This is a genomic window from Pseudomonas sp. PS01300, from assembly GCF_029960155.1.
In the GTDB taxonomy this organism is placed as follows: Bacteria; Pseudomonadota; Gammaproteobacteria; order Pseudomonadales; family Pseudomonadaceae; genus Aquipseudomonas; species Aquipseudomonas palmensis.
In genome coordinates this window covers 71,706-87,206 of record NZ_JASCPN010000003.1, presented here as the reverse complement: position 1 = coordinate 87,206, position 15,501 = coordinate 71,706, and the positions used below count along the sequence as shown (strand labels likewise).

General features: G+C 65.1%; 15 protein-coding genes. 8 read left to right on the top strand and 7 right to left on the bottom strand.

Annotated features, from left to right (window positions below):
- Positions 1 to 82: 82 nt before the first annotated feature.
- From QMX96_RS02750 to dinG, 3 genes are all read right to left on the bottom strand, one after another.
- On the bottom strand, positions 83 to 1,228 hold the full coding sequence (locus tag QMX96_RS02750) for a serine hydrolase domain-containing protein (RefSeq protein WP_054914730.1): 1,146 nt from the start codon (positions 1,226 to 1,228) through the stop codon (positions 83 to 85).
- Positions 1,229 to 1,336: 108 nt separating this feature from the next.
- Complete coding sequence (locus QMX96_RS02745) at positions 1,337 to 3,523, bottom strand: beta-galactosidase (RefSeq protein ID WP_054914731.1); 2,187 nt, start codon at positions 3,521 to 3,523, stop codon at positions 1,337 to 1,339.
- 81 nt (positions 3,524 to 3,604) lie between these two features.
- Positions 3,605 to 5,749 (bottom strand): ATP-dependent DNA helicase DinG, encoded by a 2,145-nt coding sequence (dinG, locus tag QMX96_RS02740; protein ID WP_043862624.1) that lies wholly within the window; start codon positions 5,747 to 5,749, stop codon positions 3,605 to 3,607.
- Between the two features lie 97 nt (positions 5,750 to 5,846).
- Between dinG and QMX96_RS02735 the strand changes: the two genes are divergently transcribed.
- On the top strand, positions 5,847 to 6,311 hold the full coding sequence (locus tag QMX96_RS02735) for a CopD family protein (protein ID WP_043862625.1): 465 nt from the start codon (positions 5,847 to 5,849) through the stop codon (positions 6,309 to 6,311).
- A gap of 87 nt (positions 6,312 to 6,398) precedes the next feature.
- Here QMX96_RS02735 and QMX96_RS02730 read toward each other — a convergent pair whose 3' ends face one another.
- From QMX96_RS02730 to QMX96_RS02715, 4 genes are all read right to left on the bottom strand, one after another.
- The gene (locus QMX96_RS02730; RefSeq protein ID WP_274096755.1) at positions 6,399 to 7,157 is read right to left on the bottom strand and encodes a collagen-like protein; all 759 of its coding nucleotides are present in this window, start codon (positions 7,155 to 7,157) and stop codon (positions 6,399 to 6,401) included.
- The gene (locus tag QMX96_RS02725; RefSeq protein WP_116052156.1) at positions 7,150 to 7,425 is read right to left on the bottom strand and encodes a DUF1145 domain-containing protein; all 276 of its coding nucleotides are present in this window, start codon (positions 7,423 to 7,425) and stop codon (positions 7,150 to 7,152) included. The genes QMX96_RS02730 and QMX96_RS02725 overlap by 8 nt, the downstream gene beginning before the upstream one ends.
- A 111-nt stretch (positions 7,426 to 7,536) precedes the next feature.
- Positions 7,537 to 8,250 (bottom strand): OmpA family protein, encoded by a 714-nt coding sequence (locus QMX96_RS02720; protein ID WP_054914734.1) that lies wholly within the window; start codon positions 8,248 to 8,250, stop codon positions 7,537 to 7,539.
- 90 nt (positions 8,251 to 8,340) lie between these two features.
- Positions 8,341 to 9,033, bottom strand: coding sequence for an OmpA family protein (locus QMX96_RS02715; RefSeq protein ID WP_043862629.1), 693 nt, complete (start codon positions 9,031 to 9,033; stop codon positions 8,341 to 8,343).
- Positions 9,034 to 9,192: 159 nt separating this feature from the next.
- On the opposite strand from QMX96_RS02715, the gene QMX96_RS02710 reads away from it, so the two are divergent.
- The 7 genes from QMX96_RS02710 to QMX96_RS02680 all read left to right on the top strand — a co-directional run bounded on the left by QMX96_RS02710 (position 9,193) and on the right by QMX96_RS02680 (position 15,345).
- A complete protein-coding gene (locus QMX96_RS02710; protein ID WP_282361158.1) occupies positions 9,193 to 9,687 on the top strand; it encodes a DUF6231 family protein in 495 nt (164 codons plus the stop codon).
- A gap of 4 nt (positions 9,688 to 9,691) precedes the next feature.
- Entirely contained in the window at positions 9,692 to 10,162 is a 471-nt protein-coding gene (locus QMX96_RS02705) for a YchJ family protein (protein WP_054914735.1), read from the top strand.
- Positions 10,114 to 11,268, top strand: coding sequence for a hypothetical protein (locus QMX96_RS02700; protein WP_282361157.1), 1,155 nt, complete (start codon positions 10,114 to 10,116; stop codon positions 11,266 to 11,268). Before QMX96_RS02705 ends, QMX96_RS02700 begins: the two co-directional genes overlap by 49 nt.
- An 86-nt stretch (positions 11,269 to 11,354) precedes the next feature.
- Positions 11,355 to 11,837, top strand: coding sequence for an LEA type 2 family protein (locus QMX96_RS02695; RefSeq protein ID WP_054914737.1), 483 nt, complete (start codon positions 11,355 to 11,357; stop codon positions 11,835 to 11,837).
- Positions 11,838 to 11,843: 6 nt separating this feature from the next.
- On the top strand, positions 11,844 to 12,050 hold the full coding sequence (locus QMX96_RS02690) for an SEC-C metal-binding domain-containing protein (protein WP_078480560.1): 207 nt from the start codon (positions 11,844 to 11,846) through the stop codon (positions 12,048 to 12,050).
- 98 nt (positions 12,051 to 12,148) lie between these two features.
- Positions 12,149 to 12,790 (top strand): glutathione binding-like protein, encoded by a 642-nt coding sequence (locus QMX96_RS02685; protein ID WP_043862633.1) that lies wholly within the window; start codon positions 12,149 to 12,151, stop codon positions 12,788 to 12,790.
- A gap of 116 nt (positions 12,791 to 12,906) precedes the next feature.
- Positions 12,907 to 15,345 carry a penicillin acylase family protein gene (locus QMX96_RS02680; RefSeq protein ID WP_282361156.1) on the top strand — a complete coding sequence of 813 codons (2,439 nt, stop codon included), beginning with the start codon at positions 12,907 to 12,909 and terminating at the stop codon, positions 15,343 to 15,345.
- The last annotated feature ends 156 nt before the right edge of the window (positions 15,346 to 15,501 follow it).

Sequence of the window (15,501 nt, the reverse complement as noted above, 5' to 3'; positions counted from 1 at the left end):
AAATGAAAGAAATTTGACCCGACAGCGCAGGCTGTTGGAATCCAGAATAGACAATGGGTTCCGGTTGCAGGGACTTACCCGATCAAAGGCAGCCGGCCAGCACCCGAACCAGTTTCTGTGCCCGCGGGTCCATCAGGACATACGGGCCCAGGGTATTGGTGACAAAGCCAAAGGCCACGTCGTGTTCCGGATCGGCAAAACCGACCGAGCCGCCGGCCCCCGGGTGTCCGAAAGCCTTGGCGCCCAGCCCGAACGTGGCGTTGGGCACCTGTGGCTGATCAAGCATGCAGCCCAGGCCGAAGCGGGTCTGGGTCAGCAGGGTCATGTCCTGGCCCAGGCTGTGTTCGCGGGTCAGTTCGTCGAGCAGTTCCGATTCCAGCAGGCTGCCGTCCAGCAGCCCGGCATAGAACCCGGCCAGGCTGCGTGCGTTGCCGTGGCCGTTGGCCGCCGGTTGCTGCATGCGTCGCCACTCAGGCTTGTTGGTACTGGTCAGGATGGCTGGCGGGTTGGTGAAGGCGCGGGTGGACAACGCCTCGGGCTCACGCATCGTCACCTGCAGCAGCCGCTTGGCTGCCTCGTCACCCGGGTTGCCTTTGCCCCGGGCTATGTGCGCGACACGGTAGAACTCTTCATCGTCCAGTCCCACATGGAAATCCAGCCCCAGGGGCCTGGCGGTGCGCGCCACGATCGACTCGCCCGGGCCGCGGCCGTCGGCGCGGCGAATCAGCTCGCCCAGCAGCCAGCCGTAGGTGATCGCGGCGTAGCCGTGGGCGGTGCCGGGGGTCCACCAGGGGGCTTCGGCGGCCAGGGTGTCGACCATGGTCTGCCAGTCGTACAGGGCTTCGGCGGGCAGCAACTGGCGGATCGCCGGCAGGCCGGCCTGGTGGCACAGCAGTTGGCGCAGGGTTACCGAGCTCTTGCCGGCCTGGGCAAATTCTGGCCAGTAGCGAGCGACCGGTGCATCCAGCGCCAGCTTGCCTTCGGCCACCAGTTGCAGGGCGGTGACGGCGGTGAAGGTTTTTGTGCAGGAGAACAGGTTGGCGATGGTATCGCTGTGCCAGGCTTGCTGGCCGTCCTTGTCGGCGGTGCCGGCCCACAGGTCGAGGACCGTTTCGCCACCGACCTGGATGCACAGTGCGGCGCCGCGTTCCTGGGGATCATCGAAAAGTGCTGCGAAGGCTTCGCGTACCGCCTCGAACTGGAGTTCGTAATGACCTTGAATCTGCACCCGTAATTACCCCGCCGTACTGCGCCACAAAATGGCTGGCATTGTTCCAGCACTGGAGGTTTTTGGGAACACCGCAAAGCCAGGCGGTCCCCTTGCGCTCTCAGGCGCCTACCGTGCCGGCATCACCAGCGGCTTGTTCAGTTGCTCCACCACCCCAAGATTGCTCTTGCGCACACTCTCCACAAACCCCTGAAACGGCACGTCGGTAATCCCCACCAAGCCGAAATGCCCATTCTCGCCATCGAGCAAACGCCCGCTGGCCGGCTGATCCAGGTACTGGAACCAGTGCACTCCCACAATCGAAGGCTCCTTCAAGGCCGCCTTGACGAAGTTCGCATAGGCCGGCCCACGGTCCTCCTCACGCGCCACTTCCATCGGCCCCGGCCCGAACGGCCCACGATCACGCGAGCCAAACTGGAACTCCGACACCAGCACCGGCTTGTCCAGCGCATTGAGCTGGGCAAAGTCGTAGCCATCCTGCGGCGTGGGTGCATACACATTGAAGCTCACCACATCACAGTACTTGGCACACGCCGCCACCGCTTCAGGCGTACTGACCGCAAACCGCCCACCCAGCAGCAGGTGATTGGGCGCATGCCATTTCAGCGAGTCGGAGATGGTCTTGAAGTAGGTCTCGGCAAACACCCGCTGGAAATACTTGAAGTCGGCCTCGATTTCCGGGTGCGCGGGGTCGGGCAGCGGCGGCTCGAAACCCGGGTCCTCCATCAGCTCCCACGCCGTCAGTTCGATGCCCCACGCCTTGGACAGGCCTTCCTGGTTGCGGTACTTGTCGCGCAGCTGCTTGAGAAAGGCACGCTTGGCCGGCGAGTCGGTGGTCAGGCGCAAGGTGCCGTAGGCCAGCGCATAACGCTGCTTCGGTTCATTACCCGGCACCGCCCAGGCCAGCTCGTTGTCGGCGAAATAGCCAATCAGCCACGGATCGTCGCGATGGTCGCGCGCGGCAATCGCCACAGCACGTTCGGTGGCCATGGCAAAGCGCGGGTCGAACGGGTCGGGCATCGCACCCCACCAGTCCACCCCCGTGCTGATGCTGGTGTAGTCGCCGCCGATGGACAACGGCAGGGTGTAGGCCAGGCGTTCGCTCTGCAGGCCGTTGTCGCTCCAGTTGCCCAGGGTGTTGAAACCCCAGGCCTGCAGGCGATCCAGGCTCTGGCCCTGCCAGCGCGCCTGGTCGAACGTCGGCGTGGCGTGACCACGGCCCAGGTTGGCGGCGTAGAAGTCGAACCAGCGCCCCTTGCCGAAACCGCGCCCCTGGGAAGAACCGTTGCCGTCCAGGTTGTCGCCCTGGCCGTAGTACTGCGCCAGCGGGGTCTGCGCCTCGGGCAAGGCGGTGAACATCGACTCGCGCCCTTCCACGTAGGTGCGCCCGCCATCGGCCGCCACGGCATTGACCCCCAGCGAGTAGAACGGATGCCCCAGCGGCGTGACCAGAAACCAGCGACCCTCACGCTTTTCGGTGCGAAAGAACCCCTTGGCCTCGAATGCCTCAGCGCCAAGCAGGCCGCCGAACGTGTCCAGCTTGAGCTTGCTGCGCTCGTCCAGCCAGCCCTTGAGCTGCTGCTGCTCGCGCTGGGCAGCCGCCTTGAGCTGGTCGTCACTGCTGATCTTTTCGGGCCAGCGACCACGGGTGGACTGCCCATAACCGTCGATGAGGCCGGCATAGGCGGCCTTTTGCAGCACGTCGTCGTCCTGCACGCCAAAGCGCTCGATCAGCAGACTCTGCGCCACCTTGGGCCTGGGCATCGACAGCGTGACCGATACCACCTGCTTGAGGTCGGCCTTGCCCTCGCTGCTGGTCAGCAGCACCCGCTGGCCCTGATGACGGAACGGCATCGGCGGACCGACGCGCATGCCCTGGGTGAGCGGCGAGCTGGCGGTCAGCGGTACCATCACGGTCTGTGCCGGGCCGGCCGGCAGGTCGATGCGGCTGGTGAGGGTACTGCCGTCGCTGCTGAGCACCGTCACGTCGACGCTCAGCGCCCAGTCCATGGCGCTCTGCATGCGCAAGGTCAGCGCGGTAGCGCCCGTCCAGTCCCACACCCCGGTCTGCGGGCTAAGGCGCAGGCTCGGGCGCTCCACGGGGTTGAACACCACGCGCCGCAGTACCTCGCCCTCGGCTGTCTGCTCCGCGTTGTACTGCGGCAGGCTGGCATCTTCGGTCACCACATTGACCACCGCGGCCGGGCGAACGAAGTTGAACAGCGTCTGTTGCCCGGCCAGCAGCGGCGAGCTGAACAACAGTGCAATCACGGCAGGCAGGGTACGGCGCAACATAGGGCTGGAGTTCTCCTTGATGGCCCTTGCGGGCCTTGATCTGTGCAATAGACAACGGGGCACTGCAAAGCGCTGTGCCGCTCAGGAAATTTCCCGGCGAAACGGCGGCAGCGCATTGAGGATAGCCTTGCCGTAGCGCTGGGTGACCACGCGCCGGTCAAGCAGGGTGATGGTGCCGCGGTCCTGTTCGGTACGCAGCAGGCGCCCGCAGGCCTGGATCAGGCGCAGCGAGGCATCCGGCACGGCGATCTCCATGAACGGGTTGCCGCCACGGGCCTCGATCCACTCGGCCAGGGCCGCCTCGACCGGGTCGTCCGGCACCGCGAAGGGAATCTTGGCGATGACCACGTGCTCGCAATACGCACCCGGCAGGTCGACCCCTTCGGCAAAGCTGGCCAGGCCGAACAGCACGCTGGAGTCACCGCCGTCGACGCGCGCCTTGTGCTTGTTGAGGGTTTCCTGCTTGGACAGGTTGCCCTGGATGAACACCTGCTTGCGCCAGTCGCGGTCCAGGCCGTCGAACACGTCCTGCATCTGCTTGCGCGACGAGAACAGCACCAGCGAGCCACGCGAGCCTTCCACCAGCTCGGGCAGGTCGCGGATGATCGCGGCGGTATGCGCCGGAGCATCGCGCGGGTCGGCGCGCAGGTCCGGCACGCGCAGCACGCCCGCATCCACGTGGTGGAACGGGCTGGGCACCACCGCCGTGACGGCCAGCTTGGGCAGCCCGGCGCGCATGCGAAAGCGATCGAACTTGCCCAGCGCGGTCAGGGTGGCCGAGGTCACCAGGGCGCCATGGGCGACGTTCCACAGGTTGCGGCGCAGCATCTCGGCCGCCAGGATCGGGCTGGCGTTGACCTCGATATCGAACAGCGCACCGCTTTCGGCCAGGGTCAGCCAGCGCGCCATCGGCGGGCTGTCTTCCGGGTCTTCGGCGGTAAAGGCGGTCCACAGCTCCCAGTTGCCCTGGGCACGGGTCTGCAGGCTGCCGAACAACGGGTACCACTCCTCGGCCTGGTGGCTGGGGATGCCGATGCTGACTTCGGCGTCCATGCCTTCCTTGAGCAGGTCGGTGAGTCGGGTGAACAGGTCGGTCAGGCGCGAAAAGCCCTTTTTCAGTTCGATGCCCATCTCGCGCATGTGCTCGGGCACCACGCCGCCGACGAAGCGATAGCGCGGGCGTTCGCGGCCTTCCATGTCTTCGCCCGGGCGAAACTCCGCCACCTGCTCGCAGGCGCTGAACATGAACTGCTGCTGGGCCTTGATCTCGCGGGCCAGTTCCGGCACCTGCTCGATGTACTTGCCCAGGTCGCCCGGCAGCGGGTTCTGCGCCAGCAGCTTGGCCAGGTTCTTGGCGGTCTGCTCGAGCCAGTCGGCGGTCGAGCGCAGGCGGGTGTAATGGGCAAAATGGCCGATGGCCTTGTCGGGCAGGTGATGGCCTTCGTCGAACACATAGATGGTGTCGCGCGGGTCGGGTAGCACGGCGCCGCCGCCCAGGGCCAGGTCGGCCAGCACCATGTCGTGGTTGGTGACGATCACGTCGACCTTGCCCATGCCCTCGCGGGCCTTGTAGAAGGTGCACTGCCCGAAGTTGGGGCAGTGGCGGCCGGTGCACTGGCTGTGGTCGGTGGTCAGGCGCGACCAGTCCTGGTCTTCCAGGGCCTGTGGCCAGCTGTCGCGGTCGCCGTCCCATTTGTTGCCGGCCAGCTTCTCGATCATGCTGGTGAACAGCTTCTGACTGGCCTCGTCCACCTCGATGCGAAAGCCCTCCTCCTCGAACAGCTGCGCGGTGGCGGTCTGGGCGTGGCCTTCCTGCAGCAGCAGGTCGAGCTTGGACAGGCACAGATAGCGCCCACGCCCCTTGGCCAGGGCGAAGCTGAAGTTCAGGCCGCTGTTGCGCATCAGGTCCGGCAGGTCCTTGAACACGATCTGTTCCTGCAGGGCCACGGTGGCGGTGGCGATCACCAGGCGCTTGCCAGCAGCCTTGGCCGCGGGAATCGAGGCGAGGCTGTAGGCCACCGTCTTGCCGGTACCGGTGCCGGCCTCGACCGCGACCACGGCGGGCTCGCCGCTGCGGCGGCCTTCGTCGTCCACGGCGATGTCGCCCAGCACCTTGGCCACTTCGGCGATCATCAGACGCTGGCCGTAGCGGGGCTTGAGGCTCTTGGCTTCGAGAAAACGCGAATAGGCGCCCTGAATCTGGGATTTGAGTTCGTTGCTGATCATGGTGTCGGGGCGCCCGGAGGGCTGGATAAATTTTCAGTGTTTCGAATGGGTCGCTATCATACCCCGCTATTGCCCCTTGCGCCGAATGGAGTTCCCGATGACCGCCTTTGCCATCCCCTACAGCCTGCATTTGCTGGCCGCCCTGATCTGGGTGGGCGGCATGTTCTTCGCCTGGCTGATCCTGCGCCCGGCCATGGTGGCCGCGCTTGACGGCCCTTCACGGCTGACGCTGTGGGTAGAAGTGTTTCAACGTTTTTTCGTGTGGGTCTGGGTGGCGGTCGCGGTGCTGGCGATCACCGGCGTGGGCATGATGCACATGCGCTTCTCGGGGTTCGAGACTGCGCCACGTTATGTGCAGGTGATGATTGGCGCAGGGATTGCGATGTTTGCGCTGTTTCTGAGAATCCAGGCGCTGCTGCTGCCAGAGTTGCGCAAGGCGGTGAAGGCGCAGGACTGGCCCGCCGGGGCCGCAGTGCTCGGGCGCATTCGGCGCCTGGTGGGGATCAACCTGCTGCTGGGTATTGCGGTGGTGCTGGTGGCGTCGAGCCGGCTGCTGGTGTGAGGTGACCGCTTCGCCAGCAAGGCGGGCTCCTGCAAAGGCCATGTTTGCCTGCAGGGGCCGACCTGGCCGGCGAAGCGGCCCTGAAGATCAGAGGCGCTGAAGAATCAGCTCCCCGTCAGCCCCGGCCGCCCCCGGTTGCCCGGGCTGCCCGGGTCTTCCCGTCGCCCCTGCATCGGTGCGGTACACCAGGCAACCCTTGCTGGCCCCGCCTGCGCCCGGCTTGCCCGGCGCACCTGCCAGCCCCGGCGCACCGCCGTCGAGCCTGACCTTGATCTGCTCGGCCGGGAAGCTGGCCGGCAGTGCCAGGCGCACCCGGCCTCCGGGCGCCCCGTCATGGCCATCGCCACCGTTGTCGCCATTGGCGCCACGGCTGGCCTGGCCCCAGGTGCAACCACCCGCCTTGCCGTTGCCGCCATCGAGCCCCACATACCCCGGTGCCCCCGCGCCGCCACGGGCGTCGATGGCCAGTTCTGAAGCCTCCAGCGCCTGAATGCGCAAGCTCAGGTCACGTCCGGGCCTGGCGACCCGCTCATAGGTACCCGGCGCACCGTGGGCAGCAATCTCACTGCCCTGGCCCAATTGCGCCTGGGCCACTTCCATGCTCAGCGCATGCTCGGCCGGCACGATGGCAATGCGCGCCTGGTTGCCCAGGTACAGCTCATCCACCTTCAATTCCACCAGGCTCGCCGGCAGCACCAGGGTGGCCGAATCCGCCACCTCCAGGCGCTGCAGGTGCACCACGCTGGCCTTGTTCGGCAGGCGCAGCACCGAGTGCGCCGCCACGCTGATCGCATCGGCCAGGGCCAACGGGCTGAACAGTGCTGCCAACAACACGACCTTACGCATGACCAGCCTCCTGGCGCGGGGCCGGTATCGATTGGATATGAAAGATGCCGACCAGCAGAATCTGCAAACGGTCGAACCAGCGATGGCTGCGCTCACGCAACCGTCCGTTGAACATCAGCACCTCGAGCACGTGCAGCACCAGCAGCACGGCCCCCGCGAGGTTGATCAGCTGGTGGAACGGCTTGTCTGCCGGCATCAGCAGATTCACCAGTACCACCCACCAGAACACTACCGTCAGGGCCTTGCCCAGCCCCCACAACGCCTTCATACCCGCGCCCCTTGTTGTTGCGTTTTCTTGTTTGGCGGCCCGCTTACGCGACACAGGCACTGCACGCCACATTACCGGCTGGCACCCTCCGGATGCCAGCCCCGCTGTCGATCAATTGAGGTGCAATTCGACCCGGCGATTCTGCGCGCGGCCCGCATCGGTTTCGTTGTCGGCAATCGGCTCGCGCTCGCCACGCCCCTGGCTGGTGATTTTCTGCGGTGCCAGGCCCTGGCTGATCAGGTACTCGGCCACGCTGCTGGCACGCCGCTCGGACAACGCCTGGTTGTAGGCATCGCTGCCACGGCTGTCGGTGTGTCCGATCACCTTGATGCTGGCCACGCTCGGGTCATTGAGCTTGCCGGTCAGGGTACGCAACTGCTGCTGGGCGGCCGGGGTGAGTTCGGCCGAGTCGTAGGCGAACATCACGCTGCCCTGGTCGTTGAGGGTGATCACCTCGGGCTCAGGCGCCGGGGCCTTCTCGCTCGGCGGGTATTGGGGCAACGGGCAACCGTTGTGGCTCACCGGGGTGTTGGGCGGGGTATCGGGGCACCGGTCGCGGCGGTCGAACACGCCATCGCCGTCTTCGTCACCGTCCTGGGCAAAGCAGATCAGGCCACCGGCGATGGCACCCAGCGCCGCGCCGCCACCGGCCCAGGCAGAGCTTTCGATGGCGCCCAGGCCGCCACCCACGGCGCCGCCCAGCAGGCTGCATAGGGGCCAGGTTCTTTGGTTCAACGGGGCGCTGCCATCGCTGTGGGTGGCGCAACCGGACAGCAGGCTGGCGACCACGAGCACGGGCAGCGCAGCCTTGGTGATTACATTCATGGGGAATGCTCCTGTGTCACCGGCCAGTACCGGTCACACAGGAGTAAAGACGCGCCCGCGACACTTCACAAGCCGCGGGGCGCAAGGGCTTCAGCGATCGATGCGAATTTCCACGCGGCGGTTCATCGCGCGTCCGTCGGCGGTGTTGTTGTCTGCCACCGGCTGGGTTTCACCGGCGCCCTGCACCGAAACGAAACTGCTGCGCGCAATGCCGCTCTCGACCAGGTAGTCGGTCACCGAATGGGCGCGGCGCTCCGAGAGTTTCTGGTTGTAGGCATCGCTACCGCGGCTGTCGGTGTGCCCGGTGACGCTCAGGCGTGCGCTCGGGGCTTCGGCCTTGAGGCGCGTGGCGATCTTGTCCAGGCGCAGTTTGTCGGCCGTGGTGAGCCTGGCCGAGTCGAACTCGAACAGCACATCGCGGATCACGATGACCTCTTCCTTGACCACCACGACTTCCTCGACCACCGCGACCGGCTCCGGCGGGCAGCCGTTGGCATCGACCTGAACGCCACGCGGGGTGCCCGGGCACTTGTCACGGCTGTCCGGTACGCCATCACCGTCTTCGTCGCCGTCGCCATGGGCCCAGCAGTAACCGGCCGCCAGGCCGCCGCCGAGCAGCGCGCCCCAGCCGGCCCAGCTGGAGCTTTCGATGGCGCCCAGGGCGGCACCGCCAACGCCCCCGACGGCGGCACACTTCGGCCAGTCGGTTTTTTGCAAACCTGCACAACCAGTCAATACGCTGGTTAGCAGAACCAGAGGCAATGCTGTGCGAACTATGCTCATTTTGTCGCGTCTCCTAGGGGGAATCGGTGCAAAACCGATGCTCTGGGAGTAAAGACCGGTGATTCCATCTGCGCCAGCAATAAGCCATGGCGCTTTGCGCGTGCCTCTATGCCTTGCGTCGCGGGCCGGCTAGTCTTGACGCATTACCGAGGAGCTTCGATGACTGACCGTTTTTCTTCGCGCACGCCCCAGCAGGCCCTCGCCGCCCTGCTGGAGCACCATGCCCCGCGACGCCTGTTGCTGGTGGGCACGTCGTTTCCGGCACTGGAGGCCTTCGCCGCCGCGCACCCGCAGGCGCAGATCGCCGTGGCCCGCCCCGGCGCGCTGCCGGCCGAGCTTGCCGCGCAGCGTTTCGACCTGGCGGTGCTGGTGGACTGCCTGGAACACCTGAGCAACCAGCAGGGCCTGCAACTGCTCGGCGGCATTCGCAACCTCAACGCCAGCCGCGTGGCGGTGCTGGTCGACCTTGCGGCCAGCGGCTGGCGCGACACCGACTTCTACGCACTGGCGCTGCAGGACAGCGAGCGTTTTCAACGTGACGAGCAGGTATTGAACCTGTTCACCTATGATCTACGTGACTACAAACAGGTACCCGACTGGCTCAACGCCAAGTTCTGGGCCAACCCGCAAAATTTTGGAAAGTACTGGTGGTGATGCAATGAGTGTCTCGGTTTGCCCGTGCGGCAGCGGTAACCTGCTCGATGCCTGCTGCGGGCATTATCATGCCGGCCACCCGGCGCCCGATGCACAGACGCTGATGCGCTCGCGCTACAGCGCCTATGTGCTGGGGCTGGTGGATTACCTGATCAAGACCACCCTGCCGGTGCAGCAGGCCGGGCTGGATCGCGCCGGCATTGCCGCCTGGAGCGCGCAAAGCACCTGGCTGGGCCTGGAGGTCGAGAGCGCCGAGGTGTTCGGCGGCCAGCCCGATCACGCGTTCGTCACCTTCACGGCGCGCTGGCACGACAACGACGGCGAGCACAGCCACCGCGAGCGCTCGGCCTTCGTGCACAACGGCGGGCACTGGTACTTCATCGACCCCACGGTGGGCCTCAAGGCCGGGCGCAACGACGCCTGCCCATGCGCCAGCGGGCAGAAGTTCAAGAAGTGCTGCGCCAGCTATGTTTGAACCACAACGAAGAGAGCTTGACGATGCCGCCTATGGACGAGCGTGAAAGAATACTGCGGGAAAGGTATCGACAACAGTTCGATCAGTACAGGCGCTGTGCCGAGCACTTGCGCGAGGAGCTCACCAAGACGCTGCAGGACAATAAAATCAGCGTTCATCTGGTGGAAGCACGGGCCAAGGACGAAAAAAGCTTTATCACAAAAGCCCTGAAACCTGAAAAAGACTACTCGAACCCTTTCCTCGATATCACTGACTTGGTCGGCCTCAGAGTCATTGCCTACTACGAGACCGATCTGGATAACATCGGCGATGCCTTGCTGGCTCGCTTTGGCAAACCGCAGGAACAGCAGAACAAGAAGCCGGAAAACGAGGCGCACTTCGGCTACCGCTCGCAACACTACATCATACCCTTCACTAGCGACCTGGCAGACGCTGCCCAGGTGAGTGGTGTTGAAGGGCTGAGCTTCGAGATCCAGGTGCGGACCGTGTTGCAGCACGCGTGGGCAGCCGTTTCCCACAAACTCGACTACAAGGGCGAAGGCACCGCACACGAGCAACTGAAACGAAAACTGTGCCGACTCTCGGCCCTGTTCGAAATAGCCGACGATGAGTTCGTTTCGCTAAGAAATGCGTACCAGAGCTTGAGCGCCGATATTGCCGACAAACTGAAGGAAAGCGCACAAGGCATTCCGCTGGATGAACTGTCACTGAGCCAGTTTCTCGAGGCGTCGCCGCTTGTAAGGAGTCTGGATGAAAGGGCTCGCGCCGCACACTTCATATTCAACGACCCCTTCAGGACCGAACGGGACGAGCGTGATGCGCTTGCCAAGCTGATTCAACTCTGCGCCCGTGCGGGGCTCAGGACCATCGATGAACTGGCCGAAGTACTCAAAAAAAACGATTTGGATCCTCGTGATTACCTGGGTAGGCAATACCGCGAGAATAAGAAAAAGGGCAGAGCCTACTGGTACGCAACCAGTGCGTTCATCTGCCAGTTGCTGATCATCAAGGAGCACACGCATTCGCTGGACGAAGATGACTTGATAGATCTTGGCTGGGACCAAGCAATGGCCCTGCAAGTTCTGGGGGTCGCCAAGAACTGTTGATGCTCGTCTGCCGCGCCGATGCCGGATCTCGTGATCATCGCTGCCTTCTTTCGATAGCTAGACTAATGTGTCAAAAGGAGATCAGCATGATTAGTCGAGGGTGGATGAGAGCAGCGTTGCTGCTCGCCCTGCTTGGGCTGAGTAGTTGTGCGTCTTGGTTCAGTACCGACACGGCCGCCCCTCTAGTGCATCTGCAGAAGGTCGAAGTGGTGCGTGCCAAACTGATGCAGCAGGAGTTCATCCTGCACTTTCGCATCGACAATCCCAACGACAGCACCCTGCAGGTGCGCAACCTGCATTACGCGGTGTACCTGGCCGACCTGTTGCTGGTCGAAGGCGACCACGGCCAGTGGTTTCGGGTGGACGCGCACAGTCGGCGCACCATCCAGGTACCGGTGCGTACCAACCTGTGGCGCCAGCTCAAGCCCATCGCCAAGCTGCTCAAGCGCCCCGATCAGGCCATCCCCTATCGCCTGGAGGGTGAGCTGAGCACCGGATTATTCTTTGCCCACGACCTGCACTTGTTGCGCAAGGGTGAGATAATTCCCGCCGATCTCATTCCGGAGTAACCCTCGATGACCCAGCAACCCCACGTTCATGGCCCCGACTGCAATCACGATCATGACCATCACGCGCATGATCATGACCACGGCCATGTGCATGGCCCGCACTGCAACCATGCCCCTCAGGAACCTGCGCGCAATGCCCTGAAGGACGTTGGCCGCAACGACCCTTGCCCATGCGGCAACGGCAAGAAGTTCAAGAAGTGCCACGGGGCCTGATGCCTCCCCTGTGGGAGCGGGCCTGACCCGCTCCCACACACGTTGCGCCTCGACATCAAGCACAGTTCCAGCAGACGACCATCAAACGGAGCGTGACCATGATCGACCTGTATTACTGGACCACCCCCAACGGCCACAAGATCACCCTGTTTCTCGAAGAGACCGGCCTGCCCTACACCCTTCACCCGATCAACATCGGCAAGGGCGAGCAATTTGCCGAAGACTTTCTGAAAATCGCCCCCAACAACCGCATCCCGGCCATCGTCGACCACGACACCGCCGACGGCCAGCCGCTGTCGCTGTTCGAGTCCGGGGCCATCCTGCTCTACCTCGCCGAAAAAACCGGGCAGTTCATTCCCAAGGACCTGCGCGGCCGCCAGGAGGCCCTGCAATGGCTGTTCTGGCAAATGGGCGGCCTGGGCCCGATGGCCGGGCAGAACCACCACTTCAACCGCTTCGCCCCCGAGAAGATCCCCTACGCCATCAAGCGCTACGTGGACGAAACCGCGCGCCTGTACGGGGTACTGAACAAGCGCCTGGCCGACCGACCATTCGTCGCCGGCAACGACTACAGCATCGCCGACATGGCGATCTACCCGTGGATCGTTTCGCACACCTGGCAGCAGCAGAACCTGGACGACTTCCCGGCCCTCAAAGGCTGGTTCCAGCGCATCCAGGCACGCCCCGCCACACAGCGCGCCTACGCCCTGGTCGAGCAGATCAACCCGCCGCCAGCCTGAACCACGACAAGGCCGCGCGGTACTTTGAAAATAAAGCCCGCGCCCCCGCTTGCATGGCGTGATCGCGCTCACTAACGTAGCGCCTTTTAGCGCCATCCCCTGCAGGAGCCTTGCCCATGGCCTCGCCAGCCCTTTCCCCCGTTCTACCCCGGTTCGGCGTCGCCGCGACCCTGCTCGGGCTGCTCAGCCTGGGCGGTTGCCAACTGGGCAACCATCAGGACAGCGTCATCCCCACCAGCGGCGTGCAACCGCTCAAGGGGCTGGCACAGAACGTCTCGGTGCGGCGCAACGCCCTGGGCATGCCGCTGATCGAGAGCAGCAGCTTCCACGATGCGCTGTTCACCCTGGGCTATGTGCACGCGGGCGATCGCATCGGGCAGATGGTCGGCATGCGTCTGCTGGCCCAGGGGCGCCTGGCCGAGATGGCCGGCCCGGATGCGCTGGAGGTCGACCGCTTCATGCGCGCGGTCAACCTGAAAAAGAACGCCAGCGACCTCTACGCCGACGCCTCGCCGCGCCTCAAGCGCTTCTTCGAGGTGTACGCACGCGGGGTCAACGCCTACCTGTTCCGCTACCGCGACCGCCTGCCGGCCCCGTTGGCCCAGAGCGGCTACCGCCCCGAGTACTGGAAGCCTGAAGATTCGGCGCTGATCTTCAGCCTGTACAGCTTCAGCCAGTCGGTGAACCTGCAGGAAGAAATCGCCGCACTGACCCTGGCGCAGAAAGTCGGTGCCGACACACTGCCGTGGCTGCTGCCCAGCTACCCGGACGAACCGCTGGCCATGGCCGAAGCCGACAAGCTCAAGGGTTTGAACCCGGGCAGCCAGCTGCCGGGCCTGGCCACACTGAACAAGGTCAGCGAGCAACTGGCCGCGCTCAACCTGCTGGGCACCCCGGCGTCGAGCAACTGGGCCATCGCCCCGCAGCGCAGCCGCAGCGGCCGCAGCCTGCTGGCCAGCGACAGCCAGGGCGCCTGGGCCTTGAGCCCGGTGCAGGTACGCACCACCAAATACCAGGCCGCCGGCTTCAGCCTGGCCGGCCTGCCGTTCGTGCTGTCCGGCTTCAACGGCAAGCTGGCCTGGAGCAGCAGCGCGGCAATGGGTGACAACCAGGACCTGTACCTGGAAAAACTCAAGCGCGAAGGCAACCGCGTGCTCTATGAAGTCGACGGCCGCTGGCAGCCGGTGCAGGCGCGCAACGAGACCTACTTCGTCAATGGCCAGCGCCCGCAACGCGAAACCCTGTACGAAACCCGCCACGGCGCCCTGCTGACCGGCACCCAGGGCAGCCTCGGCCTGGCCCTGAAGATGCCCGAACTCAAGGGCGACAAGAGCCTCGATGCGTTCTTCGACCTGTCGCGGGCACAGAGCGTCGAACGTGCCTTCGACGCCAGCCGCGAAATCGGCGCCGCCGCGCTGAACCTGGTGTTCGCCGACGCCGCCAACGTGGGCTGGCAGGTTACCGGCCGCTACCCCAACCGCCGCGAAGGCCAGGGCCTGCTGCCCTCCCCAGGTGCCGACGGGCGCTATGACTGGGATGGCTACGCCGACGCCATGCTCCACCCCTACGACCAGGACCCGCCGCAAGGCTGGCTGGGCAATGCCAACCAGCGCAGCATTCCCAAGGGCTATGGCCTGCAACTGTCCAACAGCTGGTACTACCCCGAGCGTGCCGAACGCCTGGCGCAGCTGGCCGGCAACGGCAAGCACGACAGCCGCAGCCTGATCGCCATGCAGTACGACCAGACCACCCTGTTCGCCGCCAAGCTCAAGGCCATGTTCGAAGCACCCGGCATGGCCCGGCCGCTCAAGCAGGCCATCGACGCCCTGCCCGCCGAGCAGAAGGCCCGCGCCCGCGAGGCCTACACCCGGCTGATGGCGTTCGACGGGCGCCTGAGCCCGCAATCGGCGGATGCCGCGGTGTACGAGCTGTTCCTGCAGCAAAGCGCCCGGCAGATCTTCCTCGATGAACTGGGGCCTGAAACCAGCCCGAGCTGGCAAGCCTTCGTCGCCAATGCGCGGCTGTCGTACTCGGCCCAGGCCGATCACCTGCTGGGCCGCGACGACAGCCCGTTCTGGGATGACCGCAACAGCCCGGGCAAGCAGGACAAGCCGACGATCCTGGCCCGCAGCCTGGCCGCGGCCATCAGCGCCGGCGAAGCGCAGATGGGCACCGACCGCCGGACCTGGCAATGGGGCAAGCTGCACCAGTACCACTGGCCCGTCAGCGCACCCTATGGCCTGGGCGACACGCTCAAGCGCGGCCCGCTGGCCACCGGCGGCGACCACACCACACTCAACGCCTCGGCCTATGCCTGGGGCCAGGACTTCGATGCCCGCCTGATGCCGTCGATGCGCATGGTGGTCGACTTCGGCCTGGCCGAGCCGCTGCAGGGGGTGAGCAGCAGCGGGCAGTCGGGCAACCCGGCCAGCGCGCATTTCGCCGACGGCCTGGATGCCTGGTTCAAGGGCAGCTACGTGACCTTCCCGATGCAGCCGCAGAACTTCGAACGCGCCTACGGCAGCAAGCGCCTGACCCTGGTGCCCGGCAAGTAACCCCTTCGGCTCGCCGTCGCCCTGGCGGCGAGCCCCTTTCTCACCCCGCGCTGATCCATATCAAAGTGCCACCCTCGTCCATCGGCTATAACCGGGTTTGTCTGATGACCCTATAAAAACGATTGCGGATACGTGCCTACAGGACCACCTGCGGCC

Bases quoted from the DNA above. Each gene is read 5' to 3' on its own strand.
- QMX96_RS02745 (WP_054914731.1), bottom strand. From the start codon at position 3,523: ATGTTGCGCCGTACCCTGCCTGCCGTGATTGCACTGTTGTTCAGCTCG.
- dinG (WP_043862624.1), bottom strand. From the start codon at position 5,749: ATGATCAGCAACGAACTCAAATCCCAGATTCAGGGCGCCTATTCGCGT.
- QMX96_RS02735 (WP_043862625.1), top strand. From the start codon at position 5,847: ATGACCGCCTTTGCCATCCCCTACAGCCTGCATTTGCTGGCCGCCCTG.
- QMX96_RS02730 (WP_274096755.1), bottom strand. From the start codon at position 7,157: ATGCGTAAGGTCGTGTTGTTGGCAGCACTGTTCAGCCCGTTGGCCCTG.
- QMX96_RS02725 (WP_116052156.1), bottom strand. From the start codon at position 7,425: ATGAAGGCGTTGTGGGGGCTGGGCAAGGCCCTGACGGTAGTGTTCTGG.
- QMX96_RS02720 (WP_054914734.1), bottom strand. From the start codon at position 8,250: ATGAATGTAATCACCAAGGCTGCGCTGCCCGTGCTCGTGGTCGCCAGC.
- QMX96_RS02715 (WP_043862629.1), bottom strand. From the start codon at position 9,033: ATGAGCATAGTTCGCACAGCATTGCCTCTGGTTCTGCTAACCAGCGTA.
- QMX96_RS02710 (WP_282361158.1), top strand. From the start codon at position 9,193: ATGACTGACCGTTTTTCTTCGCGCACGCCCCAGCAGGCCCTCGCCGCC.
- QMX96_RS02705 (WP_054914735.1), top strand. From the start codon at position 9,692: ATGAGTGTCTCGGTTTGCCCGTGCGGCAGCGGTAACCTGCTCGATGCC.
- QMX96_RS02700 (WP_282361157.1), top strand. From the start codon at position 10,114: ATGCGCCAGCGGGCAGAAGTTCAAGAAGTGCTGCGCCAGCTATGTTTG.
- QMX96_RS02695 (WP_054914737.1), top strand. From the start codon at position 11,355: ATGATTAGTCGAGGGTGGATGAGAGCAGCGTTGCTGCTCGCCCTGCTT.
- QMX96_RS02690 (WP_078480560.1), top strand. From the start codon at position 11,844: ATGACCCAGCAACCCCACGTTCATGGCCCCGACTGCAATCACGATCAT.
- QMX96_RS02685 (WP_043862633.1), top strand. From the start codon at position 12,149: ATGATCGACCTGTATTACTGGACCACCCCCAACGGCCACAAGATCACC.
- QMX96_RS02680 (WP_282361156.1), top strand. From the start codon at position 12,907: ATGGCCTCGCCAGCCCTTTCCCCCGTTCTACCCCGGTTCGGCGTCGCC.